Origin of the sequence: Noviherbaspirillum massiliense JC206 (assembly GCF_000312045.1) — a bacterium.
Taxonomy (GTDB): Bacteria; Pseudomonadota; Gammaproteobacteria; order Burkholderiales; family Burkholderiaceae_D; genus Noviherbaspirillum; species Noviherbaspirillum massiliense.
In genome coordinates this window covers 85,913-105,595 of the sequence record NZ_HE978635.1, presented here as the reverse complement: position 1 = coordinate 105,595, position 19,683 = coordinate 85,913, and the positions used below count along the sequence as shown (strand labels likewise).

General features: G+C 63.0%; 18 protein-coding genes. 9 read left to right on the top strand and 9 right to left on the bottom strand.

The window, feature by feature from the left end; translation table 11 throughout:
* The first annotated feature begins 31 nt into the window (after positions 1-31).
* The 3 genes from HGHM_RS15965 to HGHM_RS15955 are packed head-to-tail and all read left to right on the top strand — an operon-like array spanning position 32 to position 2,851.
* The gene (locus HGHM_RS15965; protein ID WP_019142556.1) at positions 32-1,057 is read left to right on the top strand and encodes an ABC transporter ATP-binding protein; all 1,026 of its coding nucleotides are present in this window, start codon (positions 32-34) and stop codon (positions 1,055-1,057) included.
* 2 nt (positions 1,058-1,059) lie between these two features.
* The gene (locus HGHM_RS15960; protein WP_026076099.1) at positions 1,060-1,995 is read left to right on the top strand and encodes a carbohydrate ABC transporter permease; all 936 of its coding nucleotides are present in this window, start codon (positions 1,060-1,062) and stop codon (positions 1,993-1,995) included.
* 1 nt (position 1,996) lies between these two features.
* Positions 1,997-2,851, top strand: coding sequence for a carbohydrate ABC transporter permease (locus HGHM_RS15955; protein WP_019142554.1), 855 nt, complete (start codon positions 1,997-1,999; stop codon positions 2,849-2,851).
* Positions 2,852-2,958: 107 nt separating this feature from the next.
* On the opposite strand, the gene HGHM_RS15950 is transcribed toward HGHM_RS15955, so the two are convergent.
* Positions 2,959-5,412 (bottom strand): AI-2E family transporter, encoded by a 2,454-nt coding sequence (locus HGHM_RS15950; protein ID WP_019142553.1) that lies wholly within the window; start codon positions 5,410-5,412, stop codon positions 2,959-2,961.
* Positions 5,413-5,590: 178 nt separating this feature from the next.
* Here HGHM_RS15950 and msrB point away from each other — a divergent pair, with 178 nt between their 5' ends.
* Together msrB and HGHM_RS15940 are read left to right on the top strand one after the other, a co-directional pair.
* On the top strand, positions 5,591-6,091 hold the full coding sequence (gene msrB / locus HGHM_RS15945) for a peptide-methionine (R)-S-oxide reductase MsrB (protein ID WP_019142552.1): 501 nt from the start codon (positions 5,591-5,593) through the stop codon (positions 6,089-6,091).
* A 45-nt stretch (positions 6,092-6,136) separates the two neighbouring features.
* Positions 6,137-6,484 carry a hypothetical protein gene (locus HGHM_RS15940; RefSeq protein ID WP_019142551.1) on the top strand — a complete coding sequence of 116 codons (348 nt, stop codon included), beginning with the start codon at positions 6,137-6,139 and terminating at the stop codon, positions 6,482-6,484.
* A gap of 33 nt (positions 6,485-6,517) precedes the next feature.
* Here HGHM_RS15940 and HGHM_RS15935 read toward each other — a convergent pair whose 3' ends face one another.
* Both HGHM_RS15935 and HGHM_RS15930 read right to left on the bottom strand, forming a co-directional pair.
* On the bottom strand, positions 6,518-7,411 hold the full coding sequence (locus HGHM_RS15935; protein ID WP_019142550.1) for a DMT family transporter: 894 nt from the start codon (positions 7,409-7,411) through the stop codon (positions 6,518-6,520).
* A gap of 141 nt (positions 7,412-7,552) precedes the next feature.
* The gene (locus tag HGHM_RS15930) at positions 7,553-8,839 is read right to left on the bottom strand and encodes an O-acetylhomoserine aminocarboxypropyltransferase/cysteine synthase family protein (RefSeq protein WP_019142549.1); all 1,287 of its coding nucleotides are present in this window, start codon (positions 8,837-8,839) and stop codon (positions 7,553-7,555) included.
* A gap of 459 nt (positions 8,840-9,298) precedes the next feature.
* Between HGHM_RS15930 and HGHM_RS15925 the strand changes: the two genes are divergently transcribed.
* Positions 9,299-9,802: a hypothetical protein gene (locus HGHM_RS15925; RefSeq protein ID WP_148415697.1), complete on the top strand. Its 504-nt coding sequence runs from the start codon at positions 9,299-9,301 to the stop codon at positions 9,800-9,802.
* Positions 9,803-10,091: 289 nt separating this feature from the next.
* Here HGHM_RS15925 and HGHM_RS15915 read toward each other — a convergent pair whose 3' ends face one another.
* Entirely contained in the window at positions 10,092-10,376 is a 285-nt protein-coding gene (locus tag HGHM_RS15915; RefSeq protein ID WP_019142546.1) for an HU family DNA-binding protein, read from the bottom strand.
* Positions 10,377-10,610: 234 nt separating this feature from the next.
* Between HGHM_RS15915 and HGHM_RS15910 the strand changes: the two genes are divergently transcribed.
* The 3 genes from HGHM_RS15910 (at position 10,611) to HGHM_RS15900 (ending at position 12,116) form a co-directional block, all read left to right on the top strand.
* Positions 10,611-11,354 (top strand): NYN domain-containing protein, encoded by a 744-nt coding sequence (locus HGHM_RS15910; RefSeq protein ID WP_019142545.1) that lies wholly within the window; start codon positions 10,611-10,613, stop codon positions 11,352-11,354.
* A 61-nt stretch (positions 11,355-11,415) separates the two neighbouring features.
* Positions 11,416-11,805 (top strand): hypothetical protein, encoded by a 390-nt coding sequence (locus tag HGHM_RS22370; RefSeq protein WP_019142544.1) that lies wholly within the window; start codon positions 11,416-11,418, stop codon positions 11,803-11,805.
* A gap of 8 nt (positions 11,806-11,813) precedes the next feature.
* On the top strand, positions 11,814-12,116 hold the full coding sequence (locus HGHM_RS15900; protein WP_019142543.1) for a 2Fe-2S iron-sulfur cluster-binding protein: 303 nt from the start codon (positions 11,814-11,816) through the stop codon (positions 12,114-12,116).
* A 21-nt stretch (positions 12,117-12,137) separates the two neighbouring features.
* Here HGHM_RS15900 and HGHM_RS15895 read toward each other — a convergent pair whose 3' ends face one another.
* The 5 genes from HGHM_RS15895 to xdhB form a co-directional block, all read right to left on the bottom strand.
* Entirely contained in the window at positions 12,138-13,286 is a 1,149-nt protein-coding gene (locus tag HGHM_RS15895) for a mechanosensitive ion channel family protein (protein WP_019142542.1), read from the bottom strand.
* A 327-nt stretch (positions 13,287-13,613) separates the two neighbouring features.
* On the bottom strand, positions 13,614-14,729 hold the full coding sequence (locus tag HGHM_RS15890; protein WP_019142541.1) for a porin: 1,116 nt from the start codon (positions 14,727-14,729) through the stop codon (positions 13,614-13,616).
* Between the two features lie 136 nt (positions 14,730-14,865).
* Positions 14,866-16,206: a guanine deaminase gene (guaD, locus tag HGHM_RS15885; RefSeq protein WP_019142540.1), complete on the bottom strand. Its 1,341-nt coding sequence runs from the start codon at positions 16,204-16,206 to the stop codon at positions 14,866-14,868.
* A 60-nt stretch (positions 16,207-16,266) separates the two neighbouring features.
* The gene (gene xdhC / locus HGHM_RS21555) at positions 16,267-17,316 is read right to left on the bottom strand and encodes a xanthine dehydrogenase accessory protein XdhC (RefSeq protein WP_019142539.1); all 1,050 of its coding nucleotides are present in this window, start codon (positions 17,314-17,316) and stop codon (positions 16,267-16,269) included.
* Between the two features lie 21 nt (positions 17,317-17,337).
* Positions 17,338-19,680, bottom strand: coding sequence for a xanthine dehydrogenase molybdopterin binding subunit (gene xdhB, locus HGHM_RS15875; protein WP_019142538.1), 2,343 nt, complete (start codon positions 19,678-19,680; stop codon positions 17,338-17,340).
* Positions 19,681-19,683 lie beyond the last annotated feature (3 nt).

The following is a 19,683-nucleotide window of genomic DNA, read 5'->3' as shown; positions in this document are numbered from 1 at the left end:
TGCGCGGGATGCGGAGTTGCAGGCAAGCGCCATGGCTACGGTAGAGACACGCGCCATTACCAAGCGTTTCGACGGCGGAAACGCGGTGGATGGGATCGACCTTGCCGTGCGCGAAGCGGAATTCCTGGTGCTGCTCGGACCGTCCGGTTCCGGGAAGACCACGCTGTTGCGGATGATTGCGGGACTGGAGACGCCGAGTTCCGGCGCCATCCTGGTGGATGGCCGCGACGTGACCGAGTTGCCGCCGCGCGAGCGCAACATGGCCATGGTGTTCCAGAGCTATGCGCTGTATCCGCACCTCACCGTATTCGGCAATATTGCTTTTCCGCTCGAAGGCCAGCGCATGCCGCACGACCAGGTCGCCGAGAAGGTGGGCTGGGCGGCGAAGCTGTTCGGCATCGATCATCTGCTGATGCGCAAGCCGCGCCAGCTCTCCGGCGGCGAGCGCCAGCGGGTCGCCCTGGCGCGGGCGGTCGTGCGTCAGCCCGTCGTGTTCCTGCTGGATGAACCCTTGTCCAACCTCGACGCCAAGCTCCGGACCTCGGCGCGCGACGAACTGCAGCAATTCCAGCGGCGGCTGGCGACCACGACCATCTATGTCACGCACGATCAGATCGAAGCGCTGGGCCTGGGCGACCGCATCGTGATCCTCAACCACGGCCATATCCACCAGATCGGCACGCCGAAGGAAGTGTACGAACATCCGGCAGACATGTTCGTCGCCACCTTTATCGGTTCGCCACCGATGAACATGATGGAGCAGCATGGACTGGTCACCGGCTTTCGTCCCGAGCACTTCCTGCCGCGCGAAGCCTATCCCGCGGACGAGGCCGTGACAAGCTTCCCGCTGCAGGTGACGCGCATCGAAAACCTCGGCTCGGACCGGCTGGTGTATGGCGTGCTGGAACCGCCGCTGCCGCCAGTGAAGGCAATATCGCGCATCCCCTGTACGGTGACGGTGCCCATCGAGGCCGGCGCACGCTACGGCTTCGTGGTGCGCAGCCGCGACCTGCGTCATTTCGATCCGCAGTCGGGGCGCAGGCACGAAACGCATTGATCATGAGTGCCACTGCCCCGACCGCGATGATCGAACGGCACCCGGCGCGCCGCCGGGTGCAGGACGACGATACCCGGCTCGGCCTCTTCATGCTGGCCCCGGCAGTGATCTATATCACGCTGCTGGTCGCCTTTCCCTTCCTGCTGTCGATCTATTACAGCCTGTCCGATGCCACCGTCGGCAGCCAGGTGCTGCATTTCACCGGCCTGGACAATTTCCGGCGCGTGTTCGACAGCGGCACTTTCTGGCGCTCATTGCGCAACAGCCTGGTGTTCACGCTCGTGTCGCAGTTCCTGGTGGTGGTGCTGGCAAAGATCCTGGCAGTGGCGCTGTATGGCGATTTCCGCGGCAAGTGGCTGGTCCGTTTTCTGATCCTGCTGCCGTGGGTGGCGCCGATCTCGCTTGGCACCATAGGCTGGCTGTGGATCTTCGATCCGGTGTACAGCATCATCAACTGGACACTGAAAGCGCTCGGCCTGCTGTCCCCGGGAAGCTGGCCGATCTGGCTCGGCCAGCCGGACCTGGCGATGGCATCGATCATCATCGTGGACGTGTGGCGCTTGCTGCCGCTGGCTACGGTGATCATCCTGGCGGGCCTTGCCGGCATTCCACAGGACATCCACGACGCCGCCGCCATGGACGGTGCCGGCTTCTGGCGCCGCCTGTTCCGCATCAATATCCCGCTGGTGATGCCCGTCATGCTGGTGGCGCTGCTGTTCGGCATCGTGTTCACCTTCACCGACATGATCATCATCTACGTGCTGACGCGCGGCGGGCCGTATGACACGACCCAGGTGCTGGCCAGCCTGGCGTTCTTTACCGGCATACAGGGCGGCGACCTGGCCGAGGGAGCGGCGATTTCGCTGTTCCTGTTCCCGCTGTTGGTGGCGGTGGTGATCGCGCTTCTGACGGTCGCCCGCCGCACGGAGGTGACCTGAGATGCATGCGGCATCGATACGCTGGCGGCGCCGTGGCACAAACGCCACCCGGTTCGGCATCATTGCCGCATTCGCGGCGTTCAGCGCCTTTCCCTTCTACTGGATGCTGATCACCACGTTCAAGGACATCCTCGACCTGGTCAACACTGCCAACAATCCTTTCCTCTTCAACAGCCCGCCGACGCTGGAGAATTTGCGGGTGCTGTTCTTCGACACCCAATATCCGCAGTGGCTGCTGAACACGCTATTGGTCGGCGTCGCGGTCGTCGCCATCACGCTGCTGCTCGCCGTGCCGGCGGGTTACAGCCTTGCGCGCCTGCCCGGCCGCCTCGGGACCCAGCTTGCGGTCGGCATTTTCCTGACCTACCTGATACCGCCCACCATCCTGTTCATTCCGTTCTCCCGCATCGTTGGCTCACTGGGTATCCAGGATTCGCTATGGTCGCTGGTGCTGGTATACCCGAGCTTCACGGTCCCGTTCTGCACTTGGCTGATGATGGGTTTCTTCAAAGCCGTGCCGCGCGACATCGAGGAAGCGGCCATGATGGACGGACTGAGCCGCTTCGGCGCCTTTCTGAAAGTGGTCGTGCCGCTCTCCTCGGCGGGAATCCTGACGGTCATCATCTTCAGCCTCACCCTGGTAATGCAGGAATTCATCTACGCCCTGACCTTCATCACCAGTTCGTCGCATTACACGGTGAGCGTGGGCGTGCCGACCTTCCTCGTGCGCGGCGACGTGTATTTCTGGGGCTCGCTCATGGGCGCCTGCCTGATCGTCAGCATCCCGATCGCAGTGCTGTACAACTTCTTCGTGGATCGTTTCGTCGCGGGCTTTACTGTTGGTGCGATAAAGTGACGAATCGCGGCTTGCGGGACACGCTGATGGCGGCCGACGACGGTTTGCACAGATTCCCGAAGCGACCGAGACGATGCTCCATCTGCAAAAGCAATGTGTGAGACTTGCTAACTTCCGGCCGCCGACGCCCGCTGCATGCCGAGCTGCACATCCGTGCACTCCGGCTTTTCTTCGGAAACATGGGGCGCAGAAGCACGCTGGGCAAGTTCGGCCATCAATTCATCGGCAACCACCTGCAGCAGCTTGAGTTCGCGCGGTGTAAGCGTGCGCGGTTTCAGGTCGATCACGCACAGCGAGCCGATGACATGGCCGGAGGATGTGCGCAGCGGCACGCCGGCATAGAAGCGAAAGCCGTGCTCGCGCAGGAAGGGGTTGTGCGCAAAGCGTGCGTCGCGCGCGGTATCTTCCACCACCAGCGGCGCTTTTGATGCCACCACATGCGTGCATATCGCGGTTTCGCGCGTACCCTGGCGGGCCTGGTTGAGCCGCTCCGGCAAGCCGTGCGCACCCTTCCACAACTGGCAACTGTCATCGATCAGCGACACCAGCGCGATCGGGGCATCGAAGGCTTCCGCCACTTCGCGCGCGACGCGGTCGAGATGGGCGCTGTTGCTTGCGGCCAGTGCCCCGCTCGAATGCAGCGCTTCGATGCGGGCCTGTTCCTCGGCCGGCAAGGGCGGCGGCACGGAAGGCTGCGCCACCGCCTGGTCCACCATCTCTTCGATACGGCGCACCGCTTCTTCCAGGGTGGTGGCGACGGCATCGGCACCGGAGTCGGCGGCGAGCTGTTCCGGCGGACCCGCCTCGGAGGCCAGGTTCCAGGCGCCGAGCACGATCTTCAGGCGTGGCAGGCGGCGCTTGAGACGGCGGCAGACGAACCGGGCATAAGCCTTGGGACGCGGGCTGAAGTAGGACAGGCAGACCACTTCGATGCCGGCCAGGTCGATATTGCCGATATGGTCGAGCGTGACGGCGATGGCCGGCAGAAGATTCGCGCCTATGCCCTGGCCGGCGAGGGCTTGTACCAGCATTTCGGCGCCGGCCGCGTCGAGCTGCCCGCGGCCGGCAATCGACAGCACCGGTGTGCCCAGCCAGCGGCTCGGCGCATTCTCTGAGTCGTCTTTCCTGTCGACCTGGTCCTTCACGTCGAACAGCACCGCGAGCATGCCCTCGGCCACCTTTGTCCGGTCTTCGTCCGAAGCGCCGCGCTCGCGCGCATTTTCTGCCAGGCGCAAGGCCGGCAGGCCAGTCTCTGAATAGAAGGCCAGCATGCCGGTTTCCGCCATTTGCGTCTCTGCGATTTCGATGGCTTCTTCCACATTGCCAGCAAGCAGGCGCTGGTACAGCCGCTCTTCCGGCGCCAGCACCGGTTCGCTGCCGAGCAGCACGTCGAGAAACTGCAGTTGCGGCACGTAACGTCCCATCACGACCAGGCACACCGTGAGCGGCGTGGCCAGCATCAGGCCGACCGGCCCCCACAGCATGGTCCAGAAGATCGCCGAGAGGATTACGGCGACCGGGCTCATGCCGGTGCTCGATCCGTACAGCCACGGCTCGACGACGTTATTGCTGATCAGTTCCACCACCAGGAACAGCGCCGCGGTCCAGAGCAGCATGCTCCAGCCCGGATCGACGGCGAAGGACAGCACGATCGGCGGCACGGCTGCAATCACCGGGCCGAGATAGGGAATGAAGCGCAGCACCGTGGCCAGCAAGCCCCACAGGAAGGCGCCGGGCACGCCGATCAGGTAGAGGCCGAGCCCGATCGGCAAGCCATAGGTGACGTTCACCACCAGTTGCATCAGCAGGTAGCGGCTGACGCGCTCGGCGGCTTCGCTCAGCGCTTCTGTGGTGCGATGCAGGTCGCTGCCCGCCAGCCGGATGAAGCGGTCGCGCAGGTCGCTCGGCTCCAGCAGGACAAAGAAAATGAAAACGATGACCAGGCCGGCCGTGCCGATCGGCCCCAGCACCGGGCTGATGACATTCTGGAACAGGGTCATCGGTTCGTCGACGCCGTGCTCGATCCGAACCGGGATCGGTTCCTTTTTCGCGCGCGCGCTGTCCGCGCTCCTGCCCTCCGCGCTGGTGCCGGAAGATTCCGACAGTTCGCGGCCGAGCGCCTGGATCACCTGCGTGGTGCGGTCGATTGCACCGCCGCCGGGCGCAGCAGACCGGATCGCCCGCACCTTTTCCTGCATCGTCTTCTGATAGGATGGCAGGTTGTTCGCGATATTGACCATCTGGCTGCCGACCAGAACCGACAGGCCGCCGATCAGCGCCACAGCGAAGGCGACGACCATGACCACCGCGGCCACGCGCGGCACATGCAGGTGGCGCAGCCCCGCCACCAGGGGCGCGAGCAGGAAGCTCAGCAGCACGGCCAGCGTGAAGGGCAGGAAGATGTCCCGGCCAAAGTACAGCGCCGCGATCGTCAGCAGCACGATGCTGGCCGTCGTGACGCCGGGAGCAATCTGCCGGCGTGCCTCCGGCTGAGGAGGGGAGGGGAGAGGAACAGCCTCCGTCGCCGCTTGCGATTCCGAAGTAGTGCCAGGCTTTAACATGGGTGTCAGGCAAAGAGCTGCAATGCAATAGAGATTTGGCAGCAAGCCGGATACTGGGTTCCTTCACAGCCATAAACGGGATTGAGCATGCACAATCTTCGGGAATGTTGGCAGGACGACGATGTCAAAAGTGAGTCGCCTCGGAATCATCCGGGCGTACTGGCGCAGGAGGCCTATCATGAACCGCCGCCGATTCTTGACCAGTCTGTCGGGAATGCTTGCATACAGCTGGCTGCCGGCCATTGCCAAGGAGGGAAATGTTGTGACTCCGCTCGCAAAGCCAAAGTCTGAATGGAAAGCACTGTTGCCGGCAAATAGCTATCGCGTGCTGTTCGAAGAAGACACCGAGCCGCCTGGCTCCAGTCCATTGAATGAAGAAAAGCGCGCAGGCACTTTCGTCTGTGCCGCCTGCAGCCTGCCCTTGTTCGCCAGCTCGACCAAATTCGAAAGCGGCACCGGCTGGCCCAGCTTTTATGACCATCTCCCGGACAGCGTCGCGATGAAGACGGATTACAAGCTGGTCTTGCCGCGCACCGAATACCATTGTGCGCGCTGCGGCGGCCACCAGGGCCACGTGTTTGAAGACGGCCCGAAACCGACCGGGCTACGCTATTGCAACAACGGCCTGGCGCTGCGCTTCGTGCCGGAAAATGAAAAACTGCCGGAACTGCGCGCTTGAGGCGCGGTCTGCGCGAATGCCAACGTAACGAGGGACGCCCGGGCCATGGCAGTCAAGCTGAATCTGGAAGCATTCGACCACGCGCGGCAATTGCTCAGGGAAAGACATGTCATCACCGACGAGCATACTGCCTGGCACGACCACAAGCCTTCGCCCGAGCAGGAGGAAGCCTTTCTGCACCGGCACGGCGTCGAGGAATACGCCAAGTGGTTCCTGGGCATCGACGACAGTGAAGAAGAAATAGGCAAGTACAAGTTCCCGTACGGGGATTTCAAGAACGTGCACCGCTGCGGAGTTCTGGCGGTCGAAAGCCGGGCGAGCGAAGCCCAGTATTATTCGATCCAGATCGCGGCCGCCGAACTGCACGGAATGATCGATACCGGGCAGGGGTAACTGCAGCGCCCGGCATCGAAGCAAGCTGCCGTCTCAGGCCTTGCGCAGCACAAATGCCACGCCGCCTATCGTCAGGGCCATGGCCAGCAACTGCCGGAGGCCGAGGGGTTCGCCCAGGGAGAGTGCCGCCGCGGTCACGCCGATGATGGGCGTGAGCAGTGTCGCGATCGACGCCGTTGCCGGCGGCAGCCGGCGCAGCGCCGCAAACCACGTCAGATAGCAGATGCCCATGGGCATGACAGTCATGTAAGCCATCACTCCCCACCCGCCGGCACTCAGTGCGTGGAAATCCGGCTGCTCAAACAGCAGGCCCAGCACCAGCATGGGCGCGCAGCCAATGCCGACTTGCCAGGCAAGCGCGGTAAACGGTGGTAGGGGCGTTGGTTTCAGGGCGACTGTTCCAAGGGCAAAGAAAAAAGCCGCGCCAAGCGCAAACAGCGCGCCGGCCAGCTGGTCCGTGCCTAGCGACGCATCCGGGCCGCCAAACAGCAGGGCCACGCCCGCAATGCACAGCGCCAGCCCCATGCTGTCGCGCAGGCTCGGCCGCTTGCCGAGCAGCGGCCAGGCCAGCAAGGTCGCCCAGAGCGGCATGGTATAGACCAGCAGGGCTGCCTGTCCGACATTCAGCCAGCGCAGCGACAGCGTGGAAAATCCCATCCAGGCAAAGACATTGGTGAAAGCGCCGAGGGTCAGCCGGCCCAGCAATTCACGTGGCACCCGAAGCCTTTGCCCGGCCGCTGCTGCAATCGCAGCCAGCAGACAGGCGGCTGCCACGCCGGCCACGCCGCGCGCAAACAGGGGCGGCCACTCGCGCAGCAGGAATTTCATGGCCGGCCAGTTGATGCCCCAGCCAAGCGACGTGATCATCAGGCAGAACAGGCCCAGGGAGCGGGGAGAACGGGATTGCAGGCTGGCGGAAAAAGACATGGTGTTGTTGCAGCTGGCCGGTGCACCCTGGCCAAGCGGGAATCCTTGTTGCGGGGAAGGTGCCGCATGCGATGCGGCGTGAAGACAGGTGCTGGAGGGCAGTGACGGGCCAGCACAGGCCCGCCACTGCCGGCAGCCGCGTTATGCCGCGGCCAGCGCCTGATCGAGATCGGCGAGCAGGTCGTCGATATGCTCGATACCGATCGACAGCCGCAGCATGTCTTCCGACACGCCCGCCTGTGCCAGCTCGGCTTCGTTGAGCTGGCGATGGGTGGTCGAGGCCGGATGCGTGGCCAGCGATTTGGCGTCGCCGATATTCACCAGGCGGGTAAACAGCTTCAATGCATCGAGCACGCGTGCCCCGGCGGCGCGGACATCACCCTGGCTGCTGGCCTTGAGGCCGAAGGACAGGATGCCGGACGCGCGCCCGCCCATGTACTTGCGCACCAGCCCATGGTCCGGGTGATCTTCCACGCCGGCGTAATTGACCCATGCCACTTTCGGATGCTGCTTCAGGTGACGCGCGATGGCGAGCGTGTTCTCGCAGATGCGGTCCATGCGCAGCGGCAGGGTTTCGACGCCTTGCAGGATCAGGAAGGCATTCATCGGCGCAATCGCCGCGCCCATGTTGCGCAGCGGGACCACGCGGGCGCGGCCGATGTAGGCAGCTTCACCGAGCGCTTCGGTATAGACCACGCCGTGATAAGACACGTCGGGCTCGTTCAGGCGCTTGAAGCGTTCCTTGTGCTTGGCCCAGGGGAATTTGCCGCTGTCGACGATGGCCCCGCCCATGCTATTGCCATGGCCGCCGAGATATTTGGTCAGTGCATGCACGACGATGTCGGCGCCATGTTCGATCGGGCGGCACAGGTAAGGGCTGGGAACGGTATTGTCGACGATCAGCGGAATGCCGTGCGCGTGCGCGACGTCGGCGAGCTTGGCGAAGTCCGTGACATTGCCGAGCGGGTTGCCGATCGATTCGCAGAAGATGGCCTTGGTGCGGCCATCGATGAGCGCGGCGAAGCTTTCCGGCCGGCGCGCATCGGCGAAGCGCACCTCGATGCCGAGCTGCGGCAGCGTGTGTGCAAACAGGTTGTAGGTGCCGCCATACAGCTGGCTGGCGGAAATGATGTTGTCGCCCGCTTCGGCAATGGTCTGGATCGCATAGGTGATCGCAGCCATGCCGGACGCCAGCGCGAGCGCCCCGATACCGCCTTCCAGCGCTGCAATGCGCTTTTCCAGGATGTCCTGCGTCGGGTTCATGATGCGGGTGTAGATATTGCCCGGCACCTTCAGGTCGAACAGGTCGGCGCCATGCTGCGCATTGTCGAAGGCATAGGCGACGGTCTGGTAAATCGGTACGGCAACCGCTTTGGTGGTGGGATCCGGGGAATAACCGGCATGGACGGCGAGCGTTTCGATTTTCATGGGTGTCCTGTGAAATGTGAGAGAGCATCCAAAACATTGAGCAAACCCGCGGGCTTGCAGTCGCTGGCATGTGCACCGGTGCGGCGACGGAGAGTACGCAGAGCACGACAGGGAGGCGCAAAAATACCGGTTGCCATTCTGCCATGAGCGGAGCCGCTTGGAAACGCATGGCCTTGACGCTGGTCAACTTCATAGCCGCCTGCAGCCGGCTCCGATATACCATTTTGTCCCGTAGTCATATATCCTCTCAGGCTTTGACCGAATGGCCGTCCTGGCTGTGCTGTCCTTGCCGCACTTTCCGGCCGCATGGTGCACCTCGCGGGAAGGAGGACCGGATCAGCCCGATGGCCTTATCAATGTATGTCGAAGTGGAAGTTGAAAATCCCGACCGCCCTGTTTTCCGGAACGGGGCCCGCGTTAATCAGACAGAAGCGGCATGTCAGCAAACAGTTGGCCAATATGGAACCAGACTACGCAACACTTACGCACAAGGAACTGGGACGGGCCCTCGCCTCGCGGCTGGCTGACTCCGTCAATCCGGGTGCCACGGAATTGCAGGAAGCCCAGAATGCCAGTGTGAACAGCCATCTCTATTTCAGTGAGCTGTATTTCCTGTGCGGCTTTGCGGTGTTCCATGCGGTTGCCGCTGCACTCGGCGATTCCGCCGCAAGCCAGGAAGTGCGCGACGGCTACCTGGAAGCATTCAAGAGCCAGGCGTCGGAAAATGCCACGACGGCGGCACTGTTTCGCGTATTCTGCTCGCGGCTGGAGGCTTACCAGGAAGTGGCGCGCGACATGGCGCCGGCCGACCTGACTCCGCTCGCATCGCGGTTTGGCAGTTTCCTGAGCCCGTCGGCCGAAGGCAAGGCACGCTTGCTGGCGCAGAAGTATGGGCCTGTGTATTTTTCCACGCATATCGAGAACACGCTCAACATACTGCGCAGTGCCGGGCTCCTCACTTGATATGCGAGCCTTGCCTTTGCGCGTTGCCTTGAGGGCAAAGGGACCGGCAATGACGCTCATGCTTTCCTGCCTTCTCGCCGCATGCGCCACAGGCGGGCAGCGCGAAGAAGAAGAGGCGATGCAGCAGGAGCGGCATACGGTGTGCATCCAGGATGCGATGCAATGCCCGGACGGGAAATGGGTGGGGCGAAGCGGACCGCGTTGCGAATTCAGGTGCGACGCGAAGTGAGGCACAAAAAAACAAAGGGCGGGAAATTCCCGCCCCTTGTTTTTGGTTCCGGCGCTGGTATCAGCCCTTGAACTTGTTTGCAGCTTCTTTCAGGTCCGGCGCAGCCTTGAACTTTGCAGTCTTGGTCGCCTTGATCTTCAGCTTTTCGCCGGTAGCCGGATTGCGGCCAACGCGTGCGGCGCGCTTGCCGACCGAGAAGGTGCCCAGGCCGGAAACAGCAAAGCGGCCATCCTTGCGCAGGCCGGTCTTGATGAAGTCAACCAGCAGGTCCATGGATGCCTTGGCTTGGACCTTGGAGACACCGGTCTTCTCGGCGATTGCATCGATCATTTCGGATTTTTTCACTGTCTTCCCTTTTAAAAATGCCCTGCCGGGCGGATCAATTTCTGCGGAGCAAGTGTAAGCCAGCGATTAGGGATTATGCAACAGCAACTGTGGTGTTTTTCACGCAGATGCAAGCCCAATATGGTTCTGCTGCGGTGAATGCTGCTTCGATCAATCGCAATGGCCTTACCCGATGGACATATGAACGGTGTGTGCTTAGACTCTGAAGCTCAGCAGCACAGGCTCGCAACAAGCATGAGGTTCAAGGACATGGCAGTTTCCGGAGAAAACAATGCAGCATTGGCAGTGCTGATCGACGCCGACAATGCCAGCCCGGCCATCATCGAAGGCTTACTGGCGGAAGTCGCCAAGCTGGGCATCGCCAGCGTCAAGCGCATCTATGGCGACTGGACAACGCCGAATCTCGGTCAGTGGAAAACCGTCCTGCTCGAGCATTCGATCCAGCCGATCCAGCAATTCCGCTATACCACCGGCAAGAATGCGACGGACAGCGCGATGATCATCGATGCGATGGATCTCTTGTACACCGGTCCTTTTGCCGGCTTTTGCCTCGTCTCCAGCGACAGCGATTTCACCCGGCTCGCTTCGCGCATACGCGAATCCGGCAAGCGGGTCTATGGATTCGGCGAACAGAAAACGCCGAGGGCATTCGTGTCGGCCTGCGATCGCTTCGTATACACCGAAGTCCTTTCCGCATCCGCCGGCGCGGAGCCGGAATTAAAGCAGCGCAGCGCCAAGGAATTGCGCGGCGACAGCAAGCTCCTGAGCCTGTTTCGCCTGGCTATCGAAGCCGCATCAGATGAAAACGGCTGGGCCCATCTGGGAGGCGTCGGCAGCAACATCGTCAAGCAGGCGCCGGATTTCGACCCGAGAAATTACGGCTACTCGAAGCTGAGCGAACTGGCTGCAGCCATCGGCCTGTTCGAGATCGACCGGCGCGACAAGGGCATGCTGATCCGCGATGGCCGCAAGAAATAAGACTCTGAATTCTCTTAACCCGATCCTTCACGCCAACGGCAATCCACTCTACAAGAAATACATGAAAAGAACTGCACCATTACTGCTCTTTCTCCTGATCTCCCTGGCCCATGCGGAAACGGTGGAAGAGCGGGTGAAACTCGCGAGGGAAGCCGAAGCCGCACCCGAGCTGAAGCAATATCCGGCGGCGCTGTTCCGCAAGGGCGGGCGCCGCTTCGCGCGGACCATGCGTTCCTGCGCCCGGCTCAAGCCGGCGCCCGAGCACAAGGCTTTCGTGCTGGTAGCCGACATCACGCCCGAAGGGAAGGCGAGTGCAGTTGCGGTGGAACCGGCGACGAACGTGGCCGAGTGCTTTGCCGAAGGCTTTGCGGCAGGCACCTATCCGAAGCCGCCGGCCTACCCCGGTCGGGAAGGATTTCCGGTGACGATGAAACTGCGCATCGAGCGCTGAGCGGGGCCATGAGTATCACGGGCAGGATGTTGCGCGCAGTGATCGCGCCGCACGGCTGGGAGTGCGAGGTTTCCGATGCAATGCCGCTGCTGGAAGCCGCCAGCCTCTCCGGCATCAAATTACCGAGTTCATGCAGGAACGGAACGTGCCGTGCATGCATGTGCCGGCTCGACAGCGGGCAGGTCAGTTACCGCATCGAGTGGCCGGGGCTGACCCGGGAAGAAAAGGCGGAAGGCTGGATTCTTCCCTGCGTCGCCCATCCGGAAGCCGATGTGGTCATCGATGTTCCTCTGGCGGCAAAGCTGGGCTGATCGTTTTGCGCCTTCACTGTTTCACCGCTGCGGCGGCAGGGAACTTCCTGCCGGCTGCTCGGCGCCGCCGGCATCCTTGTCCCAGACTTCGGCGCGCGTGCGCGGCAGACTATCCGGATAGTTGCGCTGAATGAAATCGATCAGCTCTTCGCGCACGCGGCAGCGCAGATGCCAGGCCATGCCGGAGTCGCGCGCGCTCACCAGCACCCGCACCTGCATCGCGCGCTCGCTGGTTTCCACCACCTGGGTCTCGACCAGGCGCCCATCCCACTCGGGTGCATTGCGGCAGATGCGTTCCGCTTCCTGGCGGATTGGTTCGATCGGCAGCCGGTAGTCGACCCAGATCAAGACAGTGCCGAGTATGTCGGCACTGGTCCGGGTCCAGTTCTGGAACGGATTTTCGATAAACCATTGCAGGGGCACGATCAGGCGGCGCTGGTCCCAGATGCGGATCACCACATACGTCCCGGTGATCTCCTCGATCACGCCCCATTCGTTTTGCACGATCACCACATCATCCAGGCGGATCGGCTGAGTGAGCGCGATCTGCAAGCCGGCCAGCAGGTTGCTCAGCACCGGCTTGGCGGCAAAGCCGACGACCAGGCCGGCGGCACCGGCCGATGCCAGCAGGCTGGTGCCGATCTGGCGCAGCATCGGCAAGGTCATGAGTGCCGAGCCGGTGCCGATCACGACAATGACGACCATGACCGAGCGTGCCAGCACCTTGGTCTGGGTCTGGATGCGCCGCGCCTGCAGGTTATCGGCCAGATGCACCGGATTCAGATCCACGATGGTGTCGGCAATCGCTCGCACGCAGCGCACGCCCAGCCAAGTCAGCGCGCCGATCAGCACCAGCACGTTCAGATGCAGCCAGGCCGAGTCCGGACCGACGAGTGACTCATTGTGGCGCAGGATGATTTGCACCATGATCAGAAAGGCGGCGATACCGCCGGCCCGGTGGCCATAGGCGACTACCCGGTGCGAGTATGGCAGGCTGGCGGTGATCCGCAGCAAGATAATCGTCACCCTGCGGTGCAGGAAGAGCAGCAGCAGCAGGGTGACAAGTATCTCGAGGACGATCCAGACCCACGGTGCCCGGTTAAGGATCACGATCCACGGCATGACCGCGTAAAAGGTGGTCTGGGTCCAGTCAGGCACCGCGCCTGTCATGGCAATGCTTTCACGGGAGGGAAAAGACCGGGCCCGTATGCGAATGATTTAGTCATGAACAGCAGGATGTGTCGAAAGGTGAGCCTTGCTTTTTCTGCTTGCATCCATGGCGGGATGGCAGTGTTCCCTGTGTGCCAGGGACCATGGAATCTTGATTTTGTTTCTTGAAAGGAGTTCCGCGATTTGGGCTACGGCAAGACCGGCACATGTACAAAGCCATGCCGCGACAGGAATGCCGAAAGGGAAGAAATGGTGCGCGGCATCTTGAAGGATCGCTGCACGCAAAAAAATGGCGCCTTGCGGCGCCATTTTTCTATGCGGTACGGTTCAGAAACGGTGACGGATGCCGACGCCGAAGCTGTTGCCGCTGTCCTGATCGGTGATGCGATCGTTCATGTAGATCGCATATACGTCGGTGCGCTTGGACAGGTCGTAGTCGTAGCCGACGGATGCAGTATTGCGCTTGGCTTCGTCGCCGAAGGCAGCGCCGTCACGCCTGGTCTGGGCCCATGCAGCCAGCACCTTGCCGCCGCCAACCGGCACGCTGGCGCCGAGGGACAGGGTCTTGTCGCTCAGATCGATGTCATGCGTGGTGCGGCCATAAGTGGCGAACAGTTTGACTGCCGTCAGGTCGTAGCTGCCGCCGACCATCCAGGCGGTCTGGCGCGCTGCTTCCAGTCCGGAGGGCAAGTCGAAGGTGAACGAGTTCGGGCCTGGCTGGACATTGCCCGGCGGAGCGGCGAGCGGATTGTTGACCTTCACATTGTGATAGAACGCGGTCAAGGCGAGCGGGCCGCCGAAATACAGCACGTTGGCGCCGAAGTTGCGCTTGCCGGTATCGCCCGCGACTTCGCCGAACTGGTAATGCACGTTCGCGGTCAGGCCGCCGAAGTTCGGCGTGGTGTACAGGATCTCGTTGCTCCAGCCGGTGTCGCCGGCGAGGGAATTGGTCCAGCCGGTGCGAGCGGTCGAGTTGAAAGCCACGGGAACGTCCGCTTGCAGGATCAGCGGCGAGAACTGGAAGGAATCGCCGAAGGGGTTGAACAGGATGGTGGGCAGGAAGTTCGGCGCGAGATCGCGGCCGAGCGACACGGAACCGAAGCTGCCGGCCAGGCCGACGTGGGCATCGCGCGAGAACAGGGTGTCGCCGGTGAAGCGGCCATACACGCCGTTATCGGCCTGAATGAAGCTGGTCAGCGCGAAGTTGGCCTTGAGGCCGCCGCCCAGGTCTTCGGTGCCCTTGAAACCGATCCAGGAAGTGGTCATCCCGCCGCTGTTGAGCACAGCCCTCCGGTCGGATTCGCCCGCCATGTGCATCGTGCCGACATAGTTGTCGATCAGGCCGCTGACCGTGACATTGGTTTGCGCGAAGCTTGGGGCGGCGACGGCAGCGAAGGCCGCCGACAGCAGCAGTTTTTTGACGCTGAGGTTTTTTTCTTGCATGACTTCTCCCTGTGGTTGTAATCCGGTTTCAGCGCGTCCAGCAAACGGGCGAGCGGCCGAGTAGGTGCGGCCAGCGGCGGCATTTTGTTAGAGGCTTGTTAATGCGAGGCGAACCGGATGATACCGAAATCTATTGCTAAGAGGCAAACTCCGCGTGCTCCGAACCTGCCCGCAAATGCACCCGGCGGCCGGCGCTGTAAGTGGCCGCTACCGTGCGGTCGTCCCCCAGCAGCGCCAGTGCAAACAGCAGTTCCTCGAGCTCGTTGGCGCGGCTCGTCCGGCGCTTCAGCAGGGGTGTGGCCTGTGGGTCCAGAACAACAAAATCCGCTTCCGTGCCGGGAGCGAAATTGCCGATCGTGCCTTCGAGCTGCATGCTGCGCGCGTTGCCCAGGGTGGCCAGGTAAAACATGCGCAGGGCGGGCAGGTAGGTGCCGCCCATGCGTGCCACCTTGTACACCTCGTTCATCGTCTGCAGCATGGAAAACGAGGTGCCGCCGCCGACGTCGGTCGCCAGCGCCAGCGGCACCCGCGCAGCATCCGCCCTGGCGAAGTCGAACAGGCCGCTGCCGAGGAACAAGTTGGAAGTCGGGCAGATGGAAGCGGCGGCCCGGGTTTCGTGCAGGCGCGCCCGGTCGTGGTCGTCCAGCCAGATGCAGTGCGCAAACATGGCGCGCGGACGCAGCATGCCGTAATGGTCGTAGACATCGAGGTAGCTGCGCGAGGCCGGGAACAGGGATTTGACCCAGGCGACTTCGTCGGTGTTTTCCGCAACATGGGTCTGCAGGAAGGTATCGGGATAGCGGCGCGCCAGTTCGCCCGTGAGTTGCAGCTGGGCTTCGGTGGACGTCGGCGCAAAGCGCGGCGTGAGGGCATACAGCTGACGGCCGCGCTTGTGCCATTTGCGGATCAGTTCTTCACTGTCGCGCGCGCCGCCCTCCGCGGTATCGCGCAGGAATTCCGGGCAATTCCTGTCCATCATGATCTTGCCCGCCACCATGCGCAGCTTGCGCGCTTCGCTTTCCGCAAAAAACGCATCCACCGATTCCGGATGCACGGTGCAATAGACCATCGCGGTGGTGGTACCGCAGCGGAGCAGCTCGTCCAGGAAAAAGCGTGCCACTTCGCGCGCATGTCCCGGATCGGCAAACTTGCGCTCCGCCGGGAAGGTATACGTCTCGAGCCAAGGCAAAAGGCCGGGCGCGGGCGAGGCGATGATGTCGGTCTGCGGGTAATGAACATGCGTGTCGATGAAGCCGGGCACGATCAGCTTGCCGCGGCAATCATGCACCGGCACATCCGCGGCCAGCGTATGGCGCAGCTGCGCGTAGTCGCCGGCCGCCTGCACCCGTCCGTCCTCGACGATAAGCAGGCCGTCTTCATGCCAGGCATGGGAATCGGTGTCGAAGGCGGGGTCTGCGCGGAAGTGCAGGATGCTGGCGCGATAGGCCTGGACGCGGGAGGGCGAAGGAGCGGACATCGTCAAAGACTTTCCTGAGTTTTCAAAATGAGATTTTCGTCGATTCCGAACCGGCGGCAGTCAGCCGATGGCCCGGATACGGTCGCTGGCGGTTTGGCGCTCCCGCTCCTGTGCTTCCCACAGGAGCAGCAACTGGGCGCATACCGAGGCGGCGATGACCGCCGGCGCCTTGCCGGTGATGCCCGGGATGCCGATCGGGCAAGTCATGTCCGCCAGGCGTTGCGGCGCAATCCCGCGCTCGCGCAGGCGGCGCTCGAATTGCGTGCGCTTGGTTTGCGAACCGATCAGCCCGAACCAGCCCACATCCTGCCGGCACAGGATGGTTTCCGCCAGGCGCTGGTCGAGCGCGTGGCTGTGCGTCATCACGAGGTAGCTGGCGCCGGCGGGCGCCGCATCGACCACGGCTTCCGGCGTATCGGTTGCTTCGATCTTCACGTTGGGCGGCACCTGCGCCGGAAAGATATCTTCGCGCTCGTCGACCCAGGTCACCTGGCAAGGCAGATCAGCTAGCGCGCGGACGATCGCCGCGCCGACATGGCCGGCGCCGAACAGATACAAGCGCGAACGATGCGCAAGGCAGGGATCGACCAGCCAGCGCCGCCCCGCGCTGTCCTGCACGATATGGCAGGGCTGTTCCGGGTCGAAGCCGACCGCGGCTGCCTGGTTGGTCAGGCTTTTGCCGCCGTCATCAAGCACTGCGGGCAGGGCAGGCGCGTCAGCGGCATCAAGGGCCACCAGCCGCCAGCTATCCTGGCCGCCGGCGCGGCGCTCATGCAGGCGCCGGATCCACTCGCGCGAGGCAGGAGCGATGGGCTCGAACAAAAGGTGCACCACGCCGCCGCAGCACTGGCCGAGGCTGGGGCCGAGGGCAAAGCGCTGAATGCGCCGCTCGTACTCCGGCGCGGCGCTTGCCAGCATCTCGCGCGCAACTTCCGTGGCGCGCAACTCGAGATGGCCGCCGCCGATGGTGTCGAATTGCCGGTCGCGGGTGAACACCATTTTCGCCCCGGCTTCGCGCGGACTCGATCCTTCGACGCCGATGACCGTCACCAGCACTGCCGGGACGGCATCATCGCAGAGGAAGGTGAGCGCAGAGAGCCAGTCGGACATGGCGGCATCCAGTTTGATCGTTCAGGCCGCGGCGCGCACCGCATCCACCGCATTCAGAATTTCTTCCGCGGTCGCAGGCGCATTCAGTGGCGGGTTGACGCGATAGTTGCCGACGCTCGCGATCGCATCGCGAATCGCGAAGAATACCGAGAATGGCAGCAGCAGGGGCGGCTCGCCCACCGCCTTGGAACGGTGGATGCTGTCCGAGGCGTTGCTGTTGTTGAACAGCCGCACGCGGAAGTCGCGCGGACAATCGGACACCGCCGGAATCTTGTAGGTCGACGGCGCATGCGTCATCAGCTTGCCCTGGTCGTTCCACCACAGTTCTTCCGTGGTCAGCCAGCCCATGCCCTGGATGAAGCCGCCTTCGACCTGGCCGATATCGATTGCCGGATTGAGCGAATTGCCGGCGTCGTACAGCGCGTCGGCCCGCAGCAGCTTCCATTCGCCGGTGAGCGTGTCGACCACCACCTCGGACACCGCCGCTCCATAGGCAAAGTAGAAGAACGGACTGCCGGTCATGGTCTTGGAATCCCAGTGCAGACCGGGCGTCGCATAAAAGCCGTCTGACCACAGCTGCACGCGCGCGGTATAGGCTTCGGACACCAGGTCGGTAAAAGGAATGGCGCGGCCGGCCACTTCCACCATGCCGGCGGCGAAGCGTACCGACTCGGCAGGCACGTTGTACATCTTTGCCGCAAATGCCGCCAGCCGCTCGCGAATCTGGCGCGCCGCATCCTGCGCCGCCTTGCCGTTCAGGTCGGCGCCGGTGGACGCCGCAGTGGCCGAGGTGTTGGCGACCTTGCTGGTGTCGGTGGCAGTCACACGTACTTGGGCGAGCTCGATGCCGAGTTCATGCGCGACCACTTGCGCCACCTTGGTGTTGACGCCCTGTCCCATTTCGGTGCCGCCGTGGTTGACCAGGACCGAACCGTCGACATACACATGCACCAGAGCGCCGGCCTGGTTCAGGTGGCTGACATTGAAGGCGATGCCGAACTTGACCGGCGTGATCGCAATGCCTTTCTTCAGCACCGGGCTGCTCTCGTTGAAGGCCCGCACTGCGGTGCGGCGCTGCCGGTATTCGCTGCTGGCTTCGATCTCATCCACCAGCTCATGGATGACATTGTCTTTCACCTTCTGGCCGTACTGCGTGACGTTGCGGCCTTCTTCGTCATTCCTGCCGTAGAAATTGATCCGGCGTACGTCGAGCGGATCCTTGTCGAGCTTGCGCGCGATTTCATCGATCACGTATTCGGTGACGATCGCGCCCTGCGGACCGCCGAAGCCGCGAAAGGCGGTGTTCGACTGGGTATTGGTCTTGCCGCACATCGCGCGGATGTCGACATCCGACAAGTAATAGGCATTGTCGACATGGCAGACTGCGCGCGTGGCCACCGGGCCGGACAGGTCGGCGGAAAAGCCGGCGCGCGACACCATCTCGACCTTGGCTGCGGTGATGCGGCCTTCGCTGTCGTAGCCGTATTCGTATTCATAGTGGAAGCAGTGGCGCTTGCCGGTGACCAGCATGTCGTCATCGCGGTCGGCGCGCAGCTTCACCGGACGCTTCAGGCGCGCGGCGCATACGGCGGCGGCCGCAGCCCATAGCGCGGATTGCGATTCCTTGCCGCCGAAGCCACCGCCCATGCGCCGGCACTCCACCACCACATGATGCGAATGTACGCCTAGTGCATGGGCGACCACGTGCTGCATCTCGGACGGATGCTGGGTTGAGCAATAGACCAGCATGCCCTGCGCTTCCTTCGGCACTGCATAGGAAATCTGGCCTTCCAGGTAAAACTGTTCCTGCCCGCCGACGTAGAGTTCGCCCTTGACTTTGTGCGGCGCCTGGCTGATGGCGCGCTCGAAGTTGCCGCGCGCCAGATGCATCGGCGGCAGCACGAAGGACTGGGCGCGCTTGGCTTCCTGCGGGGTCAGGATGGCTGGCAATTCCTCGTAATCGACCTTGGCTAGGCGTGCCGCACGCCGTGCATTGTCGTGGCTGTCGGCCACCACGATGAAAATTGGCTGCCCGACATACTGCACCACGCCGTCCGCCAGGATCGGGTCGTCGTGGATGATGGGGCCGCAATCGTTGACGCCCGGAATGTCCTTTGCGATGTAGACCGCGACCACGCCCGGCGCCTCGCGGACGGCTTCGAGATCGATGGCGCGGATGTTCGCGTGCGCTTTCGCCGACAGGCCGAGTGCGGCATGCAGGGTGCCCTGCAGTTCCGGGATGTCATCGGTGTAGATCGCTTCGCCGAGCACATGCAGCACGGCGGATTCATGCGGATGCGACTGCCCGACTTCTGCCCAGGAGCCGGCCGCTTGCTTCAGGAAGGATTCGGTCTGTGTATTCATGAG